A 23946-nucleotide genomic window follows, 5' to 3' on the forward strand; every position below is an offset into this window, starting at 1 on the left:
GATGACGCGGAAACGGCCCCTCCCGGGGCCGTTTCAGTTCCAGATCGTTGTTTTCGCCCGCTGAGCTGGGCCTATGCCGGAATCTCTCCCACAGAAACCACCGAAGAGCCAAGTTTTTTGTGGACGACGGATTTTCCGGCGTGAGTTTTGAGCGCGAGGGGCTGCAAGCGATGTTGCAGGAAGTGGAAGCCGGACGAGTGGCGACGGTCATTACCAAAGACCTTTCCCGTCTTGGCAGAAACTATCTGAAAACGGGCGAACTCATAGAGATTGTATTTCCCGAAAACGGAGTACGCTATATCGCGATCAACGACGGAGTTGACACAGCGCGGGAGGATAACGAGTTTACCCCCTTGCGGAACTGGTTTAACGAGTTTTACGCCCGCGACACAAGCAAGAAAATCCGCGCAGTTAAACAGGCACAGGCGCAAAAAGGCGAGCGCGTCAACGGGGAATATCCATACGGCTATATCCCAGACCCGAACAACCGCCACCACCTTATACCCGACCCGGAAACCGCGCCGATTGTCAAACAGGTTTTCGCTATGTTTGTTAGCGGCGTGCGTATGTGCGAAATCCAAAAATGGCTTGCGGAAAACAAAGTCTTGACGATTGGAGCGTTGCGCTATCAGCGTACAGGACAGGCGCGGTATCAGCGGGCAATGATCGCCCCCTATACTTGGCCGGACAAAACGCTCTATGACATATTAGCAAGGCAGGAATATTTAGGGCATACCATAACCGCGAAAACTCACAAGGTATCCTACAAGTCGAAAAAGACCCGGAAGAACGAAGAAGAACAACGCTATTTCTTCCCAAACACCCATGAGCCGCTTGTTGACGAGGAAACCTTTGAACTTACGCAAAAGCGGATTGCTACCCGCCACCGCCCGACAAAAGCACCGGAGATTGATATTTTTTCCGGCTTGCTGTTTTGCGCTGGTTGCAGACATAAGATGTATTACCAACAGGGCGTAAATATCGAGCCGCGCAAGTTTTCCTATTCTTGCGGCGCATGGCGCAACAGGGCAAGGACAGGCAGCGAGTGTACCTCTCATTATATCCGCAAAAACGTACTTCTTGATTTAGTGCTGGAAGATATGCGGCGGGTTTTGCGGTATGTTAAGGAACACGAACAGGACTTTATCTGTAAAGCTACCGAGTACGGCGACATGGAAGCGAGAAAGGCATTAGCGCAGCAGCAAAAGGAACTTTTCAAAGCACAGGCGCGTATGACCGAACTTGACACGCTTTTCCGCAAGCTGTATGAGGACAACGCATTAGGCAGACTGACAGATGAACGGTTTGTGTTTCTAACTTCCGGCTATGAGGACGAAAAGAAATCCCTTGCCGCAAGGATAGACGAGTTACAACAGCAGATCGCAACCGTTACCGAGCGAAAAAGGGATATATCAAGGTTTATTCAGATTGTCGGGAAATACAGCGACATACAGGAATTGACCTATGAAAACGTCCATGAGTTTATCGACCGTATTTTGATACATGAATTAGACCGGGAAACCAACACCCGGAAAATCGAAATCCATTATAGCTTTGTCGGACAGGTTGATACCGAGCAGGAGCCGACGCAAGTTGTCAACCATGACCGCCGTAACATGGTTGATGTAAAAAGTATCGCTATCTAACCCCAGCAAACGGCAGGCCCCGCCGACCGATTGCAAGCGGTCGGCGGGGCCATTGTGGCTCTTGACAGCGGATTGGGTCATATGAGCGAAAACCCGCCAGAGCGAGCAAGGTGCCTTGAAGCAAGGCGGCATAGACCTTCTGGTCATGCCGCCGAAGCTGAAAGGCAGATTGCCGCTCTGGCGGGTTTGCAGCGTCAACCTGTTACACGGTTTGGTAAAACCGCGTAACTACAAGGCATTCGCGCAGCGCTTGCAGATATGCGCGTGACCGTTGTACTCGCCGACGGTGGTGCGATAGTTCCAGCAACGGTCGCAGCACTCGCCCTCGGCGGCCTCAATAGCGACGGAAAGCTCCTCGCCCTGGGTTAGCTCAACATCGGAGACGATGTAGAACTCGGCCAGATCGACGGCCTTGTCGCCGGTCAGCAGCGCATACATCTCGGCGGGAACGACCGCCTTGACGCGGACCTGCTGGCTCTTGGTGAAGGTGCCGGCGGAGCGGGCATCCTCAAGGGCCTTGGTCACAGCGCTACGGAGCTCGAGCGAGGCCTCGAGCACGCCCTCGAACTCATTGGCCTCGTCGACCGTGATGGGCGACTTGTACCAATCGAGCAGCGCGGCGTACTTCTGGTGATCGACGCAGCCGGCGGGCGCATAGGCCATGGCCTCGTCGACCGTGTAGGACAGGATCGGCTGCAGGTCGCGCATGAGCATCGAGAAGAGCTCGGCCAGCACGGTCTGGGCGCTGCGGCGCTCGAGCGAGCCGGGCTTGTCGCAGTACAGGCGGTCCTTCAGGGCGTCGAGGTACACGTTGGAAAGCTCGGTAACCACAAAGTCGTAGAGCGCACGGTAGGCGCGCGGGAACTCGTAGCTGGCGTAGGCGTCGTCGACCTCGGCCTGGACCTGGGTCAGACGGGCAACCATGAGCTTGTCGAGCGGCAGCAGGTCGGCAAAGGCGACGCCGTCGGTCTCGGGCTCAAACTGACCCTCGAGCTCGGAGAGCAGGAAGCGCAGCGTGTTGCGGAAACGACGGTAGGCATCGGACGTACGAGCAAGGATCTCGTGGTCGATGGAGACGTCGGAGCTGGTATCGACCGAGGCGACCCACAGGCGGATGATATCGGCGCCCATCTCGTCGCAGACCTTATTGGGGTCGATGACGTTGCCGAGCGACTTGGACATCTTGCGGCCCTGGCCATCGAGCGTGAAGCCCTGCGAGACGACCGCCTTGTACGGAGCGTGGCCGTTGGCACCCACCGAGGTGAGCAACGAGCTCTGGAACCAGCCGCGGTGCTGGTCGGAGCCCTCGAGGTACACATCCGCCGGGTACTCAAGCTCGGGGCGATACTCGCAGACGGCCTTCCAGGACACGCCGGAGTCCCACCACACGTCGAGGATGTCCTTATCGGCCTTGAGGTGATGGCCGCCGCACTTGGGGCAGACGCAAGCCTCGCCCAGGTAGCTCTCGGGAGCGTCGGTGAACCAGGCGTCGGAGCCCTTCTCGTGGAAGAGCTTGATGACGGCGTCGAGCGTGGCGTCGTTCATGACCTTCTCGCCGCAGTCGGCGCAGGTGTAGCTGGGGATAGGCACGCCCCAGTTGCGCTGACGGCTGATGCACCAGTCGGGACGCTGCTCGACCATGGCACCGATGCGGTTGGCCGCGTGGGCCGGATACCACTTGACGTTCTCGCGGATCTCTTTGCCAGCCTGCTCGCGCAAACCGGTCTTGTCCATCGAGACAAACCACTGGTCGGTAGCACGGAAGAGCACCGGGTGCTTGCAGCGCCAGCAGTGCGGATAGCTGTGCGTGATCTTCTTCTCGAGGACCAGGGTGCCGCGCTCGCGCAGGAACTCGATGATGTGCGGATTGGCCTCGTCGGTATCCATACCGCTGAAGCGGCCACCGGTACCAAACTCCTCGCCGGTGTAGAACTTACCGTCGTCATCGACCGGCATGCAGATATCGGTGATGCCCTCCTTGAGGCAGGCGAAGTAGTCGTCGACGCCGTGGCCGGGCGAGTTGTGGACGATACCGGTACCGTCATCGACGCCGACGTAATCGGCCAGCAGTGCCACGCCCTCGACACCGTCAAAGATCGGCTGCTTGTAGTGGATGTGGTGGAAGGTCTCAGCGGGAACCACATAGGGCTTACCGTCGACCATGACCGGGGTGTACTCCCAGCCAAACTCCTCACAGCACTTGGGAGCCAGGTCCTCGAGCATAACCTCGGCACGGCCATCGTGCTCAACGGCAACATAGGCGGCGCCGGGCTTAAGGGAAACGGCCTGGTCGGAGGGGATGGTCCACGGCGTGGTCGTCCAGATGATGAAGTCAACCGGGCCGTCGAAGTTCTCGAGACCGGCAGGCTTAGTGGTCATCTCAAAGCGCACGAAGATGGACGGGCTCGTCTCGTCGGAGTACTCGATCTCGGCCTCGGCCAGCGCGGTGTGACAGTGCTTGCACCAGTGGACGGGCTTATGACCGCGATAGATCATGCCCTTGTCGAACATGGCCTTGAAGACCTCGATGTCGGCGGCGTCATGCTGGTGATAGAGCGTCAGATACGGGTTGTCCCAGTCGCCAAGCACGCCCAGGCGACGGAAGCCGGCCTTCTGCAGCTCGATGTTCTCGACAGCGAACTTATTGCAAAGCTCGCGGATCTTAGCCGTGGAGGTCTGGTTGAACTTCTCGGTGCCGAGCTTCTCCTCGACCTTGTGCTCAATCGGCTGACCGTGGCAGTCCCAACCGGGGACATAGGGAACCTCATAGCCCTGCATCATCCAGTAACGGTTGATCATGTCCTTAGAGATCTTGTTCATGGCGTGGCCGATGTGGATCGGGCCGTTGGCATACGGAGGGCCGTCGTGCAGCACGAACTTCTTGTGACCCTTGTTCTTCTTTAGAACTTGCTCGTAGACCTTGTTGTCCTGCCAGTCCTTGAGTCGCTTGGGCTCGGACTTGGAAAGACCGGCACGCATGGGAAAACCGGTCTTGGGCAGATTCATCGTCTGCTTGTACTCGTTTGCCACGGTACCCCTTTCTTGTCATGGGCGCGCACGCCCTCTGGGCACCAAAAAAGCGCCCGTCCCTGCAAGCTGGGACGAAGCGCCACAAGACAGGCAGTCTGCCCGTAAAAGCTCTTCGCTTAACCACCCAGCTTAGATGCCCTCGCCCGCGTCGCCGCGCGCTCGCATCCGTTACTCGGCTGGCCTGTATCGACGACCATCTCGGCGATATCTACTAAGACGTGCCTGCGCGGCACGTCCGTTGGGACCGCAGCTCCGGGGTGATTTTCATCGGTCGCATGCACGGGTTCTCAGCGCTCCCCGCTCTCTGTAGCATGCGGACGGCCGACTACTCGTCCCCATCAACGCTTATGCGGAGTATGCTAGCACGTTCCGCGCCGACGAAAAACCCTCAACACTGGTTTTATACGTTCGAAATTTCTCGCGGATGTGGGCCTTCTCTAGGAGCAAAATACCTGAAAGCACTTTATCGGACGAAAGAAGGTTGCTATGCGCACGATCGGAATGAGCGACTATACCGTCGGCGAGGACTGCTTCGACGAGCTGCCCGGCGCGCTGGCCGAATACGGAGCGACCAAGGTCGCAATCATCGGTGGCAAGCGAGCACTGGCTGCAGCACTTCCCGGCATCGAAGCCGCGCTGGCAGGCACCGGCGTCGAGGTTCTGGAGACGCGCGTCTACGGCACCAACAGCACACGCGCCAATATCGCCAAGGTCGTAAACTCCCCCGCCTGCCAGGAAGCCGACGTGCTTATCGCCTGCGGCGGTGGCAAGGCGCTCGACACCGTGAAGACCGCAGCCATCGAGCTCAAGAAGATCGTCTTTACCGTGCCGACGATTTGCTCCAACTGCTCCGCCGCGACCGCCATTGCCGTTGTCTACAACGACGACGGCTCGCTCGAGGGCTATTCGTACCCCAACCGCCCCGCGCACATCTTCATCAACCCCAAGATCATCGCCGAGGCACCGGCAGAGTACTTCTGGGCCGGCGTAGGCGATGCCCTGTCCAAGCAGCCCGAGGTCGAGTACGCCACGAGCGCCGGAAATTTGGAGCACACCGCCGGTCTTGGCCTGGCACTCGCCCACACCTGCTCCGAGCCGCTGTTTACCTATGGCGTCCAGGGTCTTGAGGACGTGCGCCAGGACCTGTCGAGCGAGGCCGTCAAGCAGATCGCGCTCGACATCGTGGTCAACACGGGATATGTCTCGAACCTGACCAACCAGAACGATTACTACTACAACTCGAGCGTGGCACACGCGTTCTACAACGCCACTTGCAGCATTCCGCGTGAGGGCACCTACCTGCACGGCGAGGTCGTAAGCCTGGGCGTGCTCGTGTTGTTCGCCTACACGGGCGACACCGAGAACCTTGAGCGCTATGCGGCCTTTAACAAGCAGATGGGCCTGCCCGTGACGCTTGAGCAGGTCGGGCTTTCCGAGGCCGATATCCCTGCCCTGTGCGAGTACGCGCACGCCACCAACGAGTGGAAGCAGGGTAACCCCGAGCCCTTCACCGACGAGAAGTTCGCCGCCGCCATCAAGGCAGCCAACGCCTACGGCCACACGCTCCTCGCCTAACCTACCAAAAAGGGACAGGTTTATTTTGGCAGGTTTTATCTGGGCAAACGCCATTTCTAATTGGTGAAATAGTTTATCTCGACAGCAAATGGGGTAGCCATTCAAATGATGGCTACCCCATTCTTTTGCTATTCCAACATGCTCGGGTCAAATTCACTTGCGGGAATCACGCGATACCCGTGGTGCAGGAGCAGGTCGACGAAGACACCGTTGCCCGCGGTGAGCGTGCCGCTAAAGGTGCCATCGTAGACGCGACCTGCACCGCACGAGGGACTACGGTCCTGCAAGACGCACGCGGCGATCTCTTCCGGCCCACCCGCCTGCTCGCACATGTCGAGTGCGCGCTCGGCACCCAGGCGAAACTCGCGATCGACCGAGGCGCCCTCGTAGGTACGGACTTCGCCGTTCACAATCTCGGACGGCTTGCGCGGTGTGGGCAGGCCGCCAAAAACCTCAGGGCACACGAGGAGCACCTCGGTTCCCGTGCGCTCACAAGCCTCGACCAGCTCGCGATGGTAATTATCGAGCCCGTTATACTTGCAGCTCTCGCCCATCAAGCAGGCACTTACCACGATCTTCATATACAACCCTTCCCAAGCAAAACGCCCCATTTGAGATGGACACTCAAATGGGGCGATTGACACTGCGCAACTAGTATTACTGCTGCTTTGGCATCAGCGGATTCTCACGCGTGAGGAGATTCATAAACTCCTCGCCCGTGATCGTCTCCTTCTTGTACAGATAACGAGCCAGCTCGTGGAGCTTAAACTTGTTCTCCTTCAGGATCTGCAGGGCGCGGTCGTGCGCATCCTCGATCAGCTTGGCGACAATCGCGTCCACGCGCTCGGCCGTACCGGGGGCGCAGGTGAGCGACGTATCCTGGTTAAGGTACGCGTTCTGCACGGTACCGAGCGCCATCATGCCAAACTCATCGGACATACCAAAGCGCGTCACCATGTTACGGGCGAGCTTGGTGGCCTGCTCGATATCGTTGGCGGCGCCGGTCGTCATCTCGCCAAAGATGAGCTCCTCGGCTGCACGGCCACCGCAATAGACGGCGAGCTTGTCCAGGATCTCCTGGCGCGTGGTCAGGAAGCGCTCGTCCTCCTCGACCTGCATGGTGTAGCCCAGAGCACCGCTCGTGCGCGGCACGATGGTGATCTTCGTGACCGGCGCAGAGCCCTTCTGGCGAGCGGCAACGATGGCATGGCCGATCTCGTGGTAAGAAACGACCTGCTTCTCGTGGTCGGACAGCACCGTGGACTTGCGCTGCTGACCGGCGATGACGACCTCCACCGACTCCTCAAAGTCGTCCTGCGTGGCGCGCTTGCGACCCTCGCGGACGGCACGCAGGGCGCCCTCGTTGATAATGTTGGCCAGGTCGGCGCCCGAGGCACCGGGCGTGGCGCGGGCAATCGCGGTCAGATCGATCGGCGGCTGCGTCTTCACGCTCTTGGCGTGCAGCTCAAGAATGTTCTTACGGCCGGTCAGGTCGGGCAGCTCAACGGGGATGCGGCGATCAAAACGACCGGGGCGCAACAGGGCCGGGTCAAGGCTGTCGGGACGGTTGGTGGCAGCGAGGACGACGATACCCTTGTGGTTATCGAAGCCGTCCATCTCGGTCAGCAGCTGGTTGAGCGTCTGCTCGCGCTCGTCGTTACCACTAAAGCCGCCGCCGTCACGCTTCTTGCCGATGGTATCGATCTCATCGATAAAGACGATGCACGGGGCCTTTTCCTTGGCTTGCTTAAACAGATCGCGAACCTTGGCGGCGCCGCGGCCGACGAACATCTCAACAAACTCAGAGCCCGAAATACTAAAGAACGGCACGCCAGCCTCGCCGGCCACAGCCTTGGCAAGCAGGGTTTTACCGGTACCCGGAGGACCGACAAGGAGGGCACCGCGCGGCAGCTTGGCGCCAATCTCCTCGTAGCGCTGCGGCTTCTCCAGAAAGTCGACGACCTCCTTGAGGGACTCCTTGGCCTCTTCCTGGCCAGCAACATCCTTAAAGGTCACGCCCACGTCCTTGGAGGCAATCACGCGCGCGCCGGACTTGCCCAGTCCACCGCCGCCAAAACCGCCGCCGCCAAAGTTCATCGACGGGCCGTCATCACCCATGGCCTTCTTCATGCGGCGGTTGAGCCACCAGCCGATCAGGAAGAAAATCGCCATGGGAAGAATGAGGGTGAGCAGGTAGTAAGTCATCAGACCCGAGTTCTTATCGGGAACGACCGACTCAAGCGAGGCGCCAGATTCAAGCACGCGATCGGTAAAGCCCGCATCATTCGGCACACCGGTCGTCTTGTAGGCGATGTTCTCGTCCTCGCCCTTCTTGGTGTAATAAATCGAGTAATCGTCCGTGTTGTACTCGACCTTATCGACGCTCTTCTTGTCGAGCGCTTTGACAAACGTCGAGTAATCGGTCTTCGTAATCTGCTGCGTGTGACCGATGTTGGGGAACAGAACGGTCGAGAGCACGAGGTAGACGACGAAGGCGATGAGCACGTAGAGGATCATATTCCGTCTACGTTTGTTGTCATCCATCTCCATCTGCTTGAACTCCATCTACTGGGGTTGATAATGCTAACTAGAATACCCAACCCGGCCGGCGATAAACCGACACCGGGCACGAAAGGACAGAGATGGCATCACTGGAAGTCGGCAAGGTTCAAATCTATACGGGCGACGGCAAGGGCAAGACGACGGCTGCGCTGGGGCTCGCGCTGCGCGCCACGGGCTATGGACTTAACGTGCTCATGCTTCAGTTTGCCAAGAAGCTGCACTGCGCCGAACATGACGCAGCTCCTCGATTGGGGCTTTGCATCGTACAAGCCGACCGCGACACGCCCGAAGCCTGTGCCGCACAGATCATGGAGCTGGCGCGCGAGCAGATTAGCCAAGTCGACGTGCTGATCTTGGATGAGCTGGGAGAAGCCATGCGACGGGGCTTTGTGACGCGCGAAGATGTCGAAGCGTTGATCGCGATGAAACCAACCACCACGGAGCTCGTGCTCACTGGCCGCGGCTTGCTGCCCCTCGCCGACCTTGCCGACCTCGTAACCGAAATGCGCCCCGTCAAACACTACTTCGACGAAGGCCTCCTAGCCCGTCAAGGCATCGAATACTAATTGATCCAAAGGGGACGGAGGAAAACGAATCATCGACATCACCACGGAGAGCAATGATCCGTTTTCCTCTGTCTCATACGGATCATTAGGCAGTAGCGCGGCCTAGCCAGTTGCCGCTGTGGTGGTAGATGGTGAACATCGCGGCCGTGATGAGCCAGGTTACGGGGTAAACCAGCAGCAGGAGCTCAAGCGACGGATCGAAAGGCATGATCGCAAACACCCAGATCACCCTGAGCACGACGGTGCCGAAAATCGTGAGAATCATGGGCTGCAAGCTCACGCCGGCACCGCGAATGGAGCCCGACGCGTTTTCGATAATCGAGAAAATCGCATAGAACGGCGCAATAAAATGGATGATGGTCGTGGTGTAGGCCGAGATCGAAGCATCGTCGACAAACAGACGCGACAGAGGACCCGAGAACACCAGCAGCACGGCAGACAGGCCACCAATGAGCATAAACGACATCACGAGCGACGTATGGTAGCCCTTGCGCATGCGCTCGTAGTTGCGCGCGCCAAAGTTCTGTGCCGAAAACGTGGTGATCGACACGCCAAGCGCCTCGGTAACCATCCAGACAATGCCATCTAAGCGGCCCGAAAGACCCCAGGCCGTGGTGACATCGGCACCAAACGAGTTGACCGACACCTGAATCAAGACGTTGGAAATCGAATACGCAGCAGACTGAAAGCCAAGCGGCAGACCACACGAGATCATGCTCTTGCAAATACCAGGATCAATGCCGAGTTTGGACAGTGAAAGCCGCCACGCACCCGGTGCGTGCATCATGCGAATCACGATCATCGTGGCGTTGGAGCAAATGGTCAGCGCCACCGCGATGCCGCAGCCCAGAGCCTCCATATGCAGCACGGCAACAAAAATGATATCCAGTACCACGTTAACGAGGCAGCCGGAAGCGATGATCACGGCAGGGCCACGCGTGTCGCCCACGGCACGCAACAGCGCGGTGCCCATATTGAGCAGCAGCGCCGCAACCATAGCGGCAAAATAGCAACGAGCATAGGCCACACCCTCGGCCAATAGTTCATGCGGCGTATTCATAAGCACCAGCATGGGCTCAACGAACACTATGCCCAGAATCGAGACGACGATACCGCCCACCAGAGCGAGCGACATGGCCGTATGGACCGAACGACTCAGTCGCTCATCATCGTGCTGGCCAAAATACTGACCCGTAATGACAGCACAGCCGGCGCCAACACCGACGCAAAAACCGATGCAGAGCTCCGTGAGCACCATCGTGGCCTGGATGCCGCCCAACGCGAGCTTGCCGCCAAACTGACCGACGATATAGGTACCGATAAGCGTGTAGGCCTGCTGAAAAAACGAACTAAAAAAGATGGGAACGCACAGCGAAAGCAACTGCTGCCAAATAACACCCTGTGTTACATCGATAGCCGTAGATTTCTTAGCCACACGCCCTCCCCACCAGCGCACGTCAAACAACAAAACGTCAATTTTATGACCAAAGCCGACACCAGCTTAGCACCGACCGGCGTCAACCGAAACACACGGAATCAGAGCCCGGTGCAAAATATCTGCCTAGTGATACAGTCCCGGCTGGTAGTGATACTCGTTGCTCACGTGCGGACACAACTGCCAAAAAGCGACAGCACTCGCCGCGGCCACGTTGAGCGAATCGACCCCATGCGCCATCGGAATACGCACAGCCCGGTCACAGCCCGCGATGGTCTTGGCGCCCAGGCCGGCGCCCTCGGTGCCCATAAAGATCGCCAACCGGTCAATCTCCCGCAACGCGGGATCGTCCAACGACACCGAATCATCCGTCAATGCCATGGCGGCACACGAAAAGCCGGCATCGTGCAGCGCCGCCAGCCCATCATGCGGCCATACGCGCGCCTCGCTGCCAATGCGCGTCCAGGGCACCTGGAACACCGTGCCCATGCTCACGCGGGCCGAGCGGCGGTACAGCGGGTCACAGCAAGTGGGGCTTACCAAAATGCCATCGACATTCAACGCTGCCGCCGAGCGGAAAATCGCACCCACATTAGTATGGTCGACAATACCCTCGAGCACGCACACGCGCACCGGGCGCTCACCCGCCACCTCGACGACGCCGCCCAAGAACTCATCAACCGGAATCTGACGCGGGCGACGGAACGCCGCGAGCGCACCACGCGTCACGTTAAAGCCCGTCAACTGCTCCATGAGCTCCATGGAGGCCACGAACACAGGAACCGGACCTGCGCCCTCGCGTACAACCAGACGCTCGAACAGCGGCATCATCTGATCGAGCCAGCGCTCACCCAAAAGAAAGCTCACCGGCTCGTATCCGGCACGCACCGCGCGCTCGATGACCTTGGCGCTCTCGGCGATAAAGATGCCCTTTTGCGGCTCCAGCACGCAGCGCAGCTCGCGCTCCGTCAGTCGCACGTAGGCGTCGAGCCGCTCATCATTAAGGGAATCGATTCGCAGCACCTCAACGGCATCAGTCATAGCAGCCAGCCCGTACCCTTCTTTACAGCACATCTATACCAAACGAGGCGACGCTAAGCGCCGCCCCATGCATTCAATCAACCCGGTGATACCGTTCACGCCAGACGATTTAAGCATCAACGCGACGATATGTCACGAACTCATAATCGAGGCCTTCGTCGCCCTCGCCCGCGGCAATCGTGGCAACCCCGTCGCGCCGCGCAACTTCCCACGCGGAATCGGCGTCCAAGTCGGGAAAGTACGTATCCACGTCATGTACGCAATGGTTATGCGTGACCTCGGCCTCCACGCAGTACGGCAAAAATTGCCGATACACCTCGCCGCCACCGATCACCCAGGCAACGGGCTCATCGGCAACCGCGGCGAGCGCCTCATCGATACTATGCACCACGTCGACGCCCTCGGGAGCAAAGCCCTCGTCGCGTGTGAGCACAATGTTGCGACGGTTCTTGAGCGGACGCCCGCCGGGAAAACTCAGCAGGGTCTTGCGTCCCATAATGACCGGGCAACCTTTGGTGCACGCCACAAAATGGCGCATGTCGGCACGGTTGGACACGACCATGTCACCCTCGCACCCAATGCCCCAGTCATCGCACACGGCGACAATGGCAGAAAGCTTACACGTCATGCGCGTCACCTACACCGCAATGGGGATGTTCTTGACCTGCGGGCCGTGCTCATAGCCCTCAACGATCAGATCATCAGTCGTAAACGCGTAGAAATCATGCACATCGGGGTTGAGCGTTACCTTAGGAGCCGCAAACTGCGGACGCTCGATAAGCTCGCGGACGATATCGACATGACGGTCGTAAATATGGGCATCGGCGATCACATGCAGCAACTCGCCAGCGATCATATCGACCGACTGCGCGACCATCATCAGCAAAATGGCGTACTGGCACACATTCCAGTTGTTCGCGGCCAAAATGTCCTGGCTGCGCTGGTTGAGAATCATGTTGAGTGTTGGCTTATCGTCCTGCGGGCGCTGCGTGACGTTATAGGTCACGCTGTAGGCGCACGGATACAGGTGCATCTCGGACAGGTCGCTAAACACGTACGTATTGGTCATGATGCGGCGGCTGTACGGCGTGTGCTTAAGGTCGTACAGCACGCGGTCCATCTGGTCAAAGTCACCCTCGGCATAATGGCTCTTCTGCCCAATCTGATACCCATAGGCCTTGCCGATGGAACCGGTCTCGTCGGCCCACTCATCCCAAATATGACTGTTGAGGTCATGCACGTTATTGGACTTCTTTTGATAGATCCATAGAATCTCGTCCATGGCAGATTTGAGGGCCGTACGACGCAGGGTAAGCGCCGGAAACTCCTCACGCAGGTCGTAGCGTGCCGTGACACCAAAGTTTTTAATGGTATAGGCAGGGGTGCCGTCCTCCCACACCGGACGAACCTTTTGGCCCTCGGTAGTGGTGCCATGGTCCAGAATATCGCGGCACATGGCTACAAACTGTTGATCAGCTTTGCTCATTGACCCTCCTGTCAGTCGCCTATAAGCGATTTTTATTGTAGCCCAGGCGCGCAACATCGAATTGCACACTTGGAGCGGCACACGCAATGCACGGCAGTACGGCGCCGCATTCGCAAATGCTGCACCTTTAGCTTTTTTGACATATGCCAAAAATAGCTTGAAGGGTTTCGTATACGCGCTATCCTATTGTTGACATATGTCAGATTTGGAGAGTGTATGGCAGGAAGACGTGAAAAATTGCGCCGTGTTGGGATCATTCCCGAATATCGCGGCTTTACCCCTGACGGCCTTGCCAGCGGAGACGCCATCGACATGACGGTCGATGAGCTCGAAGTCCTACGGCTTTGCGACCTGGAAGGCCTCAATCAGGAGGCCGTCGCCCAGCAAATGGGCATCGCCCGTGCCACCGTGGCGGCCATCTGCAGCCGCGCGCATCGCAAGGTGGCAAACGCGCTGGTCAACGGGCGAGCACTTAGTATCGAGGGCGGCAATATCGCATACTCCCCTACACCTACGACGACGGCCATATGGCCAGCAAAGGAGGTCGGCACCATGAGGGTGGCAACGACGTACGACAACGGCAACATCTTTATGCACTTTGGCCGCAGCGAGCAGTTCAAAATCTATGACATCCAGGATGGCAAGGTGCTCAACGAGCAGGTCGTAGGCACCGGCGGCACTGGTCACGGCGCCCTAGCGGGTCTGCTCGCCAACGGTGGCGTCGATACGCTCATCTGCGGCGGTATCGGCGGCGGCGCCATCAACGCGCTCACCCAGGCAGGCATCACGGTCTATGCGGGCGCCCAGGGCAGCTGCGACGCCTGCGTCGAGGCCCTCATTGCCGGCACGCTCGCGCAGACCGGCGAGGCCACCTGCGACTGCCACGGGCACGAGCACGCCCACGAGCATGGCGAGTCCTGCGGCTGCCACGGCCACCACGACCATGAAGGGCACGAGGGCTGTGGCTGCCACTAGTGGCAAGCACCTCAACGTCAACACGCTTCCGCGCGTGAGAAAACCTGCGAACGAACGGCGAAGGCCGCCTGGAGTACCATCCAGGCGGCCTTCGCCATACTCGACTCAACCAGTCGTTACTTTTTATTACGCATCTGCGCTTCCATCTGGCGCAGCAGGTCCATATCGGACTTGGGACCACCTGTTCCCATGCCACCCAGGCCACCCAGGCCGCCCATGCTGCCCAGGCCCATGGCATCCAGACCGGGAATATTGGGCATGCGCATCTTTTTGCCTTTTTTACCCTTCTTGCCCTTCTTGCCGCCGGCTTGCGCCTGGTTGGCCATCGAGCGCATGCGGCCCATCATCTTGTTCATCTCGCCCCACTGCTTCATAAGGCTGTTGACCTCGGTGGGGGTCACGCCGGCACCCTTGGCGATGCGGGCGCGACGCTGGCCGTTGATGATGGAAGGACGCAGGCGCTCCTCCTTGGTCATCGACATGATGATGGCCTCGTTCTTGTCGAAGATGCCCTCATCAAGGTTGCCGCCCATCTGGTTGAGCGCGCGCTGGCCGCCGGGAAGCATGCCCAGAATGCCCTTCATACCGCCCATCTTCTTGACGGCCTTCATCTGGTCGAGCATGTCGTTCATGGTAAAGCCCTCGCGCAGCATGCGCTCGGCAGCCTCGAGCTGCTCGGCATCGGCTGCCTCCTGGGCTTTCTCGATAATGCCGACGACGTCGCCCATGCCCAAGATGCGCTTGGCCATGCGATCGGGATAGAACGGCTCCAGCGAATCGGGCTTCTCGCCCATGCTCACGAACTTGATGGGCTTGCCGGTCACCTGGCGCACCGAAAGCGCGCCGCCGCCACGGGCATCGCCGTCGAGCTTGGAGATGATCACGCCGTCAAAGTCGGTGCGCTCGGCGAAGGTCGAGACAACGTTGACGATATCCTGGCCGGTCATGGCATCGACGACCATCAGCACCTGATCGGGCTTGACGGCCTTCTTGATGTCCACGGCCTCCTGCATCATCTGCTCGTCGATCTGCAGACGACCGGCGGTATCGACGATGACCACATCGCGCAGGTGGTCGACGGCCTCCTGGATGGCGCCCTTGGCAATATCGACCGGGTGCTCGCCGTCACCGCGGAAGACCGGCACGCCGATCTCTCCACCAAGCGTGGCCAGCTGGTCGGCAGCGGCGGGACGGTAGACGTCGCACGCGGCGAGCAGCGGCGAGCGGCCCTGCTTCTTGAGCAGGTATGCCAGCTTTACAGCCGCCGTGGTCTTACCGGAGCCCTGCAGGCCCACGAGCATAATGACGTTGGGAATGCGGTTGCTAAAGACGAGCTTGCTCTCGGTGGAGCCGAGCATCTCGGTGAGCTCGTCGAGCACGATCTTGACGACGTTTTGCGCCGGAGTCAGCGATTCCATGACCTCGGCGGTCATGCAGCGCTCCTTGGTCTTGGCGACAAACTCCTTGACGACCTTAAAGTTGACGTCGGCCTCGAGCAGCGCCATGCGAATGTCGCGCATGGCCGAGGTGATATCGGCCTCGGTCAGCTTGCCCTTGCCGCGCAGGCGGTCAAATGTGTCGTTGAGGCGATCGCTCAGAGAATCAAACACTGGTCACTCCTTAGTTGGACTCGCCCACCAGGGCGCGGCAGAAATCTTTGGCATTAAACTCCTGCAGGTCATCGACCTGCTCGCCCACGCCCACGCGCAGAATCGGGAGCTTGAGCTTCTCGGCCACGGCCATGGCGATACCGCCCTTTGCCGTGCCGTCGAGCTTAGTCATGATAATACCGTCCAGACCCAGCGCCTCATTAAACTCGAGCGCCTGGTTCAGGCCGTTTTGGCCCGTCGCGGCATCGATCACGAGGACGACCGAGACGGGCATGGGGCCGGCGGCCATATTGGCGGCGCGCTTACGCGTCACGCTGACCACCTTGGCAAGCTCGCGCATGAGCTCGGGGCTCGTGTGCAGACGACCGGCGGTGTCGATGAGCACCAGGTCGCTGCCGCGCTTATCGGCCTCATCGAGTACGTCGTAGCAAACGCTTGCCGGGTCTGAGCCGCGGTCGCGCTTTATGACGGGGACGCCGGCGCGCTGGCCCCACACATCGAGCTGTTCGATGGCGGCAGCGCGGAAGGTATCGGCCGAGCCGATCACGACGTTCTTGCCGCGGGCGGCCATGGCGCTCGCGATCTTGCCGACCGTAGTGGTCTTGCCGGCACCGTTGATGCCCACAAACAGAACGCAGCTCGGCGTGTCGGCGAACGGATCGCGCTCGACGGGTACAAAATGCTGCTCGAGCTGCTCGGCCAGGGCCCGACGGAGTTGCGGGGCGGTCTTGAGGTTCTTCTTGGCCGCGGCATCGCGCAGGTCGTCGGAGACCTGGATGGCGACCTCGGCACCCATGTCACCCATGACGAGAGTGTCCTCTAGGTCCTCCCAAAAATCCTCGTCGACCTCGCCGCCAAAGTAAAAGACCTCGTTGAGGGCCTCGCGGCTACGCTCAAGTCCGCGCGAGAGAGCATCGAAGAATCCCATTATGCATTCACGACCTTTCCGGTTTCGCGATCGAGTTTTTGCGAGACGACGCGACTGACGCCGTCAGCTTGCATCGAGACGCCGTAGAGGACGTCAGCGTCCTCCATAGTACGGCGCTGATGCGAGATAACCAAGAGCTGCGTATCGGAACGCAGCACGTCAAGCGCGCCGATGAGCTTGGACAGGTTGGCGTCATCGAGCGCCGCCTCGACCTCGTCCAGCACATAGAACGGCACCGTACGCGTGCGATACACGGCAAAGAGCAGGGCAAGCGCCGTCAGGCTCTTCTCGCCGCCCGACATGAGCATCATCTTGGTGATACGCTTGCCGCGCGGCTGCGCCACGACCTCGATGCCCGTCTCGGCCGGGTGCTCGGGGTCGGTCATCTCCAGATGTGCCTGGCCACCCGGGAACAGCATGGCGAAGATCTCGCGGAAATTCGCATCGACCTTCTCGAAGGTCACCAGGAAGGCTTTACGCATCTTACGGTCGATGGCCACGGTAATCTTGGTGAGCGCCTTGCGCGCGCTCTCCAGATCGGCCAGCTGCTCCTCGATGTAATCGGCGCGGCGCTTGAGCTGCTCGTACTCCTCCATGGCAACCTGGTTCACAGGGCCCAGGTTGTTGATCTGGCGCACGAGCTGGTTGAGCTCGCGCTCGGCGGCGTCGCGATCGGTGGGAGCAGGAAGCATGAGCGCTTCCTCAAGCACCGTGGTGCCATCGGCGGTAATGGCCTTGATGGCCGCCTCTACCTGCACCTCGAGCTTGCCGCGCGCGACCTTGAACTCGTTTTGTGTCGCCGTGGCGGCATCGACCCGCTCCTTGGCGCGGGAGACCTCGGCCTTGGCATCCTCGATGGTTTTCTTGAGCGAAGCCGAGTCTGCCTCCTCGAGTGAGGCCTGGTCACGCAGGCGCGCGGCCCAATCAGATGCACGCTCCAGCAGGGCCGAATAGCGCTCGTGCATGGGATCGACACGCAGGCGCAGCAGCTCGAGCGAGCGCGAAGCCTGACGTGTTCCGCGGATACGGCGGTCAATGCCCTCCAGGCGATGCTCCAGATCGGGCACGCGGCCCTTCAGCGAACGCAGGCGCTCGCTCGTCTGGGCCAGGCGCACCTTGGCATCGGCGAGCTTACCGGCTGCCTCGGAATCGTCACGGCGCACGCGATCGAGCTCGTCGTTGGCTTCGGCAATCTGGAGACCCAGGTCGCTTACCTGCGCACGGGCCTCGTCGCGCGAACGGGTGAGCTCGTCAACGCGCGGGCGCGCGGCGCGAACGGCCTCGGCCGCCTGCTCACGGCGCCTGGAGATGCGCGCACGCTCGACCTCGGCGTTGTTGGCGCTTTGCTCCAGGCGGCCAATCTCGGAGAGCAGCGAGCGACGCTCGCCCTCAAGACGAGCGATCTCGCCGGCGGCATCACCCTCGGCGGCACGCGCCTCCTCGACGGCCGCATTGGCCTCGATAACCTGGTTCGACACATGCTCAAAAACGGCAGCCAAATCGGGCTCCAGGCCTTCGAGCTCGCGAATGCGGCGCTTCCGCTCCAGGGCACCCGAGGCCTCGCCGGCATCGAGCCCCACGCGCACCAGGCCACCAAAGCTCACGCGAGCGCCATCGGGCGTCACATAGGTCACACCGTCAACGACTGGTGCCGCCAGCGCACAAGGCAAGTCATCGACCACGTAATAGCCGCCGAGCAGTGCCTCGACAATCGGGCCATAACCGGCACGCACGGACAGGCGATCAACCAGACGCGAACCGGCAGCGCCCTCGGCAGCAGCAGAGCCGCTCACACCACGCGCCACCAGCAGTGCCTCGCCCGAGGCCTTCTTTTGGTCCAAAGCCGCACGACCGGCACGCTCAAGCGTGGCGGCGTCATCAAACAACAGGGCATCGATATCGCCGGCAAGCAGCTGCTCGACCAGGCCCTCAAGCTCACGCGGCGCCTCGAGCACGTCGCCCAGACGGCCCGTTACGTCATCGCCCAATGCCCCTACCAGACGGCTCACCAACGGCGAGCTATCGGCCATACGGGCATCGAGCTTCTTTTGGCTCGCAAGCTCAGAGCGCACCTCGGACAGCTTGTTGCGCGACTCGCTCTCACGGGTGCGCAAGTCCTTCAACGCCGCACGGGCGACCTCGGTGGCCTGGCGCGCATCGACCTGGGCTTGGCGAGCCTGATCGAGCGCGCCGTCGAGCTCCTCGGCACGGTCGCGACGACTCTCGAGCGAGGCCGTGACCTCCTCGAGCTGCTCGTCAATCTGCTCCAGGCGCGAGGCATACATGTTGTCCTCGACCTCGGCATTGCTCAGCGAGTCTTTCACCTTGGCAAGCTCGAGCGCAGCCTTGTCGGCCACGCGCTGCACATCGCGTTGCTCGCGCGTAAGCTGCGAAATCTGATTGTCGAGCGCAACACGGCGCTCGTGGAGCTCGGCGGCGGCAGGGCCGGCGGCGTCAACGTCGTCCTGGGCCTGCATGTGCGCACCGGTCACTTCCTCAAGCTGGGCACGTGCATCCTCGAGCTCCTCGACCACGCGACGACGCTGATGCTCGGAGCTCGAAATCTGGCCGCGCATATCGGACAGGCGCGACACCATATTGTGGCCCTTTTCCTCGAGCAGGCGCATATCGGAGTTAATACGGCCGACCACATCTTGCATATGACGGCGCTGTTCGCCCAAGTCACCCACAAACAGGCCCTTTTCCTCGAGCATCACCTGGAGCTTCTCGAGCTCGCGCTCCTTTTCGCCCAAGCGGTACTGCGCAAGCTCCAGCTCGGCGGCACCCTCTTTGGAACGGCTCTCCAGATCGTTCCACTGCGACTGCAGCGAACGAAGCTCGTCAACGGCCAGCATCTGCGTAAGCTCGTTCGCGCGCGAGGACAGCTCTTTGTACTTGCGCGCGCGATCGACCTGACGCTCCAACGGTCGCAGCTGACGGGCAATCTCCTTATTGATGTCGCGGGCACGAGTAAGGTGCTCGTCCATCGACTTAATCTTTTTGAGCGCACGCTCCTTGCGGCGCTTGTGCTTGGAAATGCCGGCAGCCTCCTCGATAAGGACGCGGCGCTCCTCGGGACGGCTCTGCAAAATGGCATCGAGCTTGCCCTGGCTGATAATGGAATGCGTATCCTTACCCAAGCCCGAATCGTGCAAAATGTCCTGGATATCCATCAGGCGGCACGGACTCGAATTGATGAGGTATTCGCTCTCGCCCGAACGATACATGCGGCGGGTGATGGCAACCTCGTCAAAGTCGACAGGCAGCACATGGTCCGAGTTATCGAGCACCAGCGTGACCTCGGCAACGCCCACCGGCTTGCGCGCCGACGAGCCCGAAAAGATGACGTCCTCCATGGCCTGGCCGCGCAGCTGCTTGGCGCTCTGCTCACCCAGTACCCACAGAATCGAATCGGAGATATTCGATTTTCCCGAGCCGTTAGGACCGACGATGACGGTCAGGCCCGGCTCAAACGTCATATGGGCGCGGTCGGCAAACGACTTGAACCCTTTGAGCGTAAGGGACTTGAGATACACGGTTCCTCGCTTAAACGGGCTTCTTGTTGAGAATCACACCGTTGGTGGTGTAACCCATGCGGTCGAGCGCCTCGAGTGCAGCGGCTCCCTCGGCCTCTTTCTTAGAGGCGCCGGTGCCGCGGCCCTGACGGATACCGTCGACAAGCACCACGGCGGTAAAGGTGGGCGCATGTGCCGGGCCCTCGGAGCCTACCAGCTTGTATGCCGGGGGCTCGTGACCGTCTGCCTGCACGCACTCCTGCAAGAACGACTTGGGGTTCGCGGGGTGCTCGGCACGCTCGGAGGCCAAATGGGGCTTAAGCGTGCGGTGGATGAACTCCGCCGCCGCATCCCAGCCGGCATCGAGGTACAACGCACCCACGAGCGACTCATAGACGTTCTCGAGCGCCGAGTTAAGGCCGCGCGCGCCGGTACCGGTCTCGGAGGCGCCAAAGATGATGATGTCGTCGATGCCCAGCTCGTGCGAAACCTCGGACAGCGTGGCACCCGAAACAAGCGATACCTTCAGACGCGTGAGCTTGCCTTCATCGAACTCGGGATAAGACTCAAAGAGCGAACGGGCAACCACGGCGCCCAGAATGGAGTCACCCAAAAACTCAAGCCGCTCATAGCTGGCAGAGACCGGCTGCCCCTCTACTGCCGAGGGGTGGGTGAGCGCCGCGCGTAGCAGCACCTTGTTATTAAACTCATGGCCCAGGATTTCCTGAGCGCGCGTGAGTCGTTGAGATAAAGCCAAGACCTAGGCCTCCCTGGCGTTTTGGATAGCGTCGACAGCGTCGGCAACGGAGGTGAGCGACAACAGGGTCTCGTCATCGATCTCGAGGTCAAACTCGTCCTCGATGGCCGTCACCAGCTGCAGGCGCTCGAGCGAATTGGCATCGAGGTCGTCAAAAGTCGTCTCATCACTGATCTCGGCAACGTCGACGCCCAGCACGTCGGCAGCGATCTCGGCGATCTTGTCAAAGATTTCGGAGCGATCCATAGCGCGTCCTCTCATAAGTCGTGGAATACAATGTGTCGCGCGGGCGGAAGCCGCATTGCAGCACGGCTCCGATTCTACCCCACGATGCATAGCTTGAGCCACGTAACGGAGCTCTTGCTAAACGATACCTTCCATGGAATTGGCAATGCTTTCGATAAGCCCGGCTCGAACGGCCTGAGCCGCGGCGAGCGTACCGTTCTTAACGGCTTCGGCCGACGTGGCGCCATGGCCAATCAAAACGACGCCGCGAAGGCCCAGCAGGATCGCGCCGCCCTTGGCATCGCCCGAGAGCTTGGCTTTCATCTGGCGCATCTGCTTTTTGATGAGCAGTGCGGCGATCTTGGTGCCGAGCGAAGACATAAAGGCGCCCTTGAGCTCTTGCAGCAAAAACTTGGCAGCGCCCTCGGTTGCCTTGAGCGCAATATTGCCCGACATGCCGTCGGCGACCACAACGTCAAAATTGCCCGACGTAAGATCGGTGCCCTCGCAGTTGCCCACAAAACCGGGGACCGCGGCTTTCATAGCCGGGAAGCACGCCTTGGTAAAGTTAGAACCCTTCTCGTCCTCGGTGCCGTTGCCAAGCAGGCCCACACGCGGATGTTCGATGCCCAGGACCACGCGGGCATAGGCTGCACCCATCTGGGCAAAGCGAACCATGTCGTCGACCTCGACATCGGGGTTGGCCCCCATGTCACACAGTACCGTAAGGCCACCGGCGCGGTTGGGCAGCGCATTGGTGAGGCATGGGCGCACCGGCTGCTTCTTACCCTCTACCAAATATCTAAACGGCGTCACGTAGGCGGTGGCGGCAGCCGTCATGGCGCCGGTCGACCCCGCGGAGAAAAACGCGTCCGCGTTGCCCTTCTTAATAGCACGGCAGGCAAGCACGATCGAAGACTTACGCTTGGTCATCACGGCGCGGATGGGATCGTCGTCCATGGCGATGACATCGGGGGCCTCCAGAGCCTCCACGCGCGCGTGCGCCGCGGCAAAGGGGTTGACGATATCGGCGGGGCCAACAGCAATGACCTCGATATCGGGATCGGCGGCAAGTGCGGCCTCAATACCGTCGAGGACAACTTGGGGCTTCTCGTCTCCGCCCACAACGTCTACACAAACGCGAACGTTACTCATTTCAAGTGCTCCTTATACAAAAATGGCCGACTCATTGAGCCGGCCATTGTGGTTCCAGTTGGAACGGCATCGTATCCAGAGTATACAGTTACTCGGTAACGATAACCTCGCGGTCCTTGTAGAAACCGCAGCTGGGGCACACGTGGTGCGGGAGCTTGACAGCGCCGCAACGGGGGCACGTGGACTGAGCCGCAGCCGAGATCTTCATGTTGGCGGAACGACGGGTATGGGTGCGGATACGACCCTGCTTTTGTTTAGGTACGGGCATAGTGACCTTCCTTATGAACTATCCAGTGTGGCGATTACGCGCAAGTAGCGATACTACCACATTTTTACTCATCAAGATTGAGATTCTTCAATGCTGCAAATGGATTTTCCGTGGCAGCGGCCCATTCGGCCTCGGCCTGGGCAGCGCAATCGCATTGCTCGACGTTGAGATTGATGCCGCAGGTGGGGCACAGGCCGCGGCAATCGGGCTTGCAGAGCACCACAAACGGCGTGTCCATGACAACGGCGTCGTTAATGGGCTCCCCCAGATCGACAATGCGGTCCTCGCCCAAAAGCTCGTAACCGTCCTCGTAGGCCTCGGGATCCTCGGGCTCCTCAAAGAGGTAGAACTCCTCGATCTCGCCGGCGATATCAAACGAGGCGAGCTCAAGGCAGCGGTCGCATTCGCCGGTGGCGTGCGCTCGAACCATGCCGGAGAGCAGAACACCGGTGCCCGCATTGGTAAAAACCACGTCGTAAGCAATGCCGTCCTGCAGCTGGTACTCCTTCTCGCCCACCGTGTAGGTGGCGACATCGACCTTGCCGGTCAGCGGATACGAGTCTCCGGGAAACTCGAGCTGCTCGGAAAGATCGACGGTAACGCTCGGGAACTCAGCCATTACCACTGACCGTTCTGCTGGGCGGCACCCTCGTTGAGCTGCTGACGGCAACGGGTAACAGTGCCGGTCAGGCTCTTGAGGTTCTCCTCGAGGTGCGTAAAGACCTGCTCGGCATAATCCTCGGCCGCATAGCGCGTCTCGCGCTCGTACTGCTGGGCACGATCACGGATATCGTCGGCCTGCTGCTGCGCCAAGCGGACGATCTCCTGCTCACCGGCAATGGTGAGTGCCTGCTGCTGAGCATCGGCAATGATGGAATCGGCCTGAGCGGCGGCGGAAGCCATAAGCTCGTCGCGCTCCTTGAGGATGCGACGGGACTTCTGCCACTCCTCGGGATAGCTCATACGGATCTCGTCAAGGATGTTAAAGAAGACGTCGGCATCGATAACCTTCATCTGGGCATTCTTGCCGAACGGCGTCTTAGCCTCTTCGATGAGCCCTTCGAGCTCCTCGACAAGGCTCACGATCCTGTCGCCAGGAAAATTCTCGCCCGGCATCCGGTCTCCTTTCATAGGTAACATGTCATCGTGTTAGTTTACCACATGCCATCAGG

Annotated in this window: 20 protein-coding genes; 4 read left to right on the forward strand and 16 right to left on the reverse strand. The window is 60.1% G+C overall.

Going from position 1 to position 23946, the window contains the following annotated elements:
* The first annotated feature begins 47 nt into the window (after positions 1–47).
* The gene (locus ACTQ0H_RS06355; RefSeq protein WP_441538323.1) at positions 48–1646 is read left to right on the forward strand and encodes a DUF4368 domain-containing protein; all 1599 of its coding nucleotides are present in this window, start codon (positions 48–50) and stop codon (positions 1644–1646) included.
* A gap of 228 nt (positions 1647–1874) precedes the next feature.
* Here ACTQ0H_RS06355 and ileS read toward each other — a convergent pair whose 3' ends face one another.
* Positions 1875–4652 carry an isoleucine--tRNA ligase gene (gene ileS, locus ACTQ0H_RS06360; protein ID WP_441538367.1) on the reverse strand — a complete coding sequence of 926 codons (2778 nt, stop codon included), beginning with the start codon at positions 4650–4652 and terminating at the stop codon, positions 1875–1877.
* 510 nt (positions 4653–5162) lie between these two features.
* On the opposite strand from ileS, the gene ACTQ0H_RS06365 reads away from it, so the two are divergent.
* A complete protein-coding gene (locus tag ACTQ0H_RS06365; RefSeq protein WP_154515482.1) occupies positions 5163–6251 on the forward strand; it encodes an iron-containing alcohol dehydrogenase family protein in 1089 nt (362 codons plus the stop codon).
* 128 nt (positions 6252–6379) lie between these two features.
* On the opposite strand, the gene ACTQ0H_RS06370 is transcribed toward ACTQ0H_RS06365, so the two are convergent.
* Together ACTQ0H_RS06370 and ftsH are read right to left on the reverse strand one after the other, a co-directional pair.
* A complete protein-coding gene (locus tag ACTQ0H_RS06370; protein ID WP_441538327.1) occupies positions 6380–6832 on the reverse strand; it encodes a DUF523 domain-containing protein in 453 nt (150 codons plus the stop codon).
* Between the two features lie 76 nt (positions 6833–6908).
* The gene (gene ftsH / locus ACTQ0H_RS06375; RefSeq protein ID WP_195838531.1) at positions 6909–8801 is read right to left on the reverse strand and encodes an ATP-dependent zinc metalloprotease FtsH; all 1893 of its coding nucleotides are present in this window, start codon (positions 8799–8801) and stop codon (positions 6909–6911) included.
* A 92-nt stretch (positions 8802–8893) separates the two neighbouring features.
* On the opposite strand from ftsH, the gene ACTQ0H_RS06380 reads away from it, so the two are divergent.
* Positions 8894–9379: a cob(I)yrinic acid a,c-diamide adenosyltransferase gene (locus ACTQ0H_RS06380; protein ID WP_154515476.1), complete on the forward strand. Its 486-nt coding sequence runs from the start codon at positions 8894–8896 to the stop codon at positions 9377–9379.
* An 85-nt stretch (positions 9380–9464) separates the two neighbouring features.
* On the opposite strand, the gene ACTQ0H_RS06385 is transcribed toward ACTQ0H_RS06380, so the two are convergent.
* From ACTQ0H_RS06385 to thyA, 4 genes are all read right to left on the reverse strand, one after another.
* Positions 9465–10814 carry an MATE family efflux transporter gene (locus tag ACTQ0H_RS06385; protein WP_441538329.1) on the reverse strand — a complete coding sequence of 450 codons (1350 nt, stop codon included), beginning with the start codon at positions 10812–10814 and terminating at the stop codon, positions 9465–9467.
* Positions 10815–10940: 126 nt separating this feature from the next.
* Positions 10941–11855, reverse strand: coding sequence for a TrmH family RNA methyltransferase (locus ACTQ0H_RS06390; protein ID WP_427719619.1), 915 nt, complete (start codon positions 11853–11855; stop codon positions 10941–10943).
* A gap of 109 nt (positions 11856–11964) precedes the next feature.
* On the reverse strand, positions 11965–12483 hold the full coding sequence (locus ACTQ0H_RS06395) for a dihydrofolate reductase (RefSeq protein WP_441056725.1): 519 nt from the start codon (positions 12481–12483) through the stop codon (positions 11965–11967).
* A 9-nt stretch (positions 12484–12492) separates the two neighbouring features.
* Positions 12493–13341 (reverse strand): thymidylate synthase, encoded by an 849-nt coding sequence (gene thyA, locus ACTQ0H_RS06400; protein ID WP_154515464.1) that lies wholly within the window; start codon positions 13339–13341, stop codon positions 12493–12495.
* Positions 13342–13557: 216 nt separating this feature from the next.
* Between thyA and ACTQ0H_RS06405 the strand changes: the two genes are divergently transcribed.
* Positions 13558–14316 carry a NifB/NifX family molybdenum-iron cluster-binding protein gene (locus ACTQ0H_RS06405; protein WP_441538332.1) on the forward strand — a complete coding sequence of 253 codons (759 nt, stop codon included), beginning with the start codon at positions 13558–13560 and terminating at the stop codon, positions 14314–14316.
* Between the two features lie 116 nt (positions 14317–14432).
* Here the strand turns inward: ACTQ0H_RS06405 and ffh are convergent, their stop codons facing one another.
* The 9 genes from ffh to ACTQ0H_RS06450 all read right to left on the reverse strand — a co-directional run bounded on the left by ffh (position 14433) and on the right by ACTQ0H_RS06450 (position 23890).
* Positions 14433–15926, reverse strand: coding sequence for a signal recognition particle protein (gene ffh, locus ACTQ0H_RS06410; protein WP_441041149.1), 1494 nt, complete (start codon positions 15924–15926; stop codon positions 14433–14435).
* Positions 15927–15936: 10 nt separating this feature from the next.
* Positions 15937–16854, reverse strand: a complete 918-nt coding sequence (gene ftsY / locus ACTQ0H_RS06415; protein ID WP_441547944.1) for a signal recognition particle-docking protein FtsY — start codon at positions 16852–16854, stop codon at positions 15937–15939.
* On the reverse strand, positions 16854–20390 hold the full coding sequence (smc, locus tag ACTQ0H_RS06420; protein ID WP_441547945.1) for a chromosome segregation protein SMC: 3537 nt from the start codon (positions 20388–20390) through the stop codon (positions 16854–16856). Before smc ends, ftsY begins: the two co-directional genes overlap by 1 nt.
* Positions 20391–20400: 10 nt before the next feature.
* On the reverse strand, positions 20401–21126 hold the full coding sequence (gene rnc / locus ACTQ0H_RS06425) for a ribonuclease III (protein WP_154515455.1): 726 nt from the start codon (positions 21124–21126) through the stop codon (positions 20401–20403).
* Between the two features lie 3 nt (positions 21127–21129).
* Positions 21130–21372, reverse strand: coding sequence for an acyl carrier protein (locus ACTQ0H_RS06430; protein ID WP_441016339.1), 243 nt, complete (start codon positions 21370–21372; stop codon positions 21130–21132).
* A 117-nt stretch (positions 21373–21489) separates the two neighbouring features.
* Positions 21490–22506, reverse strand: a complete 1017-nt coding sequence (plsX, locus tag ACTQ0H_RS06435; protein WP_154515449.1) for a phosphate acyltransferase PlsX — start codon at positions 22504–22506, stop codon at positions 21490–21492.
* Positions 22507–22594: 88 nt separating this feature from the next.
* Positions 22595–22774, reverse strand: a complete 180-nt coding sequence (gene rpmF / locus ACTQ0H_RS06440) for a 50S ribosomal protein L32 (RefSeq protein ID WP_022094017.1) — start codon at positions 22772–22774, stop codon at positions 22595–22597.
* Positions 22775–22838: 64 nt separating this feature from the next.
* Positions 22839–23393, reverse strand: a complete 555-nt coding sequence (locus ACTQ0H_RS06445; RefSeq protein ID WP_154515446.1) for a YceD family protein — start codon at positions 23391–23393, stop codon at positions 22839–22841.
* Positions 23393–23890 carry an ATPase gene (locus ACTQ0H_RS06450; protein WP_154515443.1) on the reverse strand — a complete coding sequence of 166 codons (498 nt, stop codon included), beginning with the start codon at positions 23888–23890 and terminating at the stop codon, positions 23393–23395. The genes ACTQ0H_RS06445 and ACTQ0H_RS06450 overlap by 1 nt, the downstream gene beginning before the upstream one ends.
* Positions 23891–23946 lie beyond the last annotated feature (56 nt).

This window comes from Collinsella sp. LCP21S3_A3 (assembly GCF_052118905.1).
Taxonomy (GTDB): domain Bacteria; phylum Actinomycetota; class Coriobacteriia; order Coriobacteriales; family Coriobacteriaceae; genus Collinsella.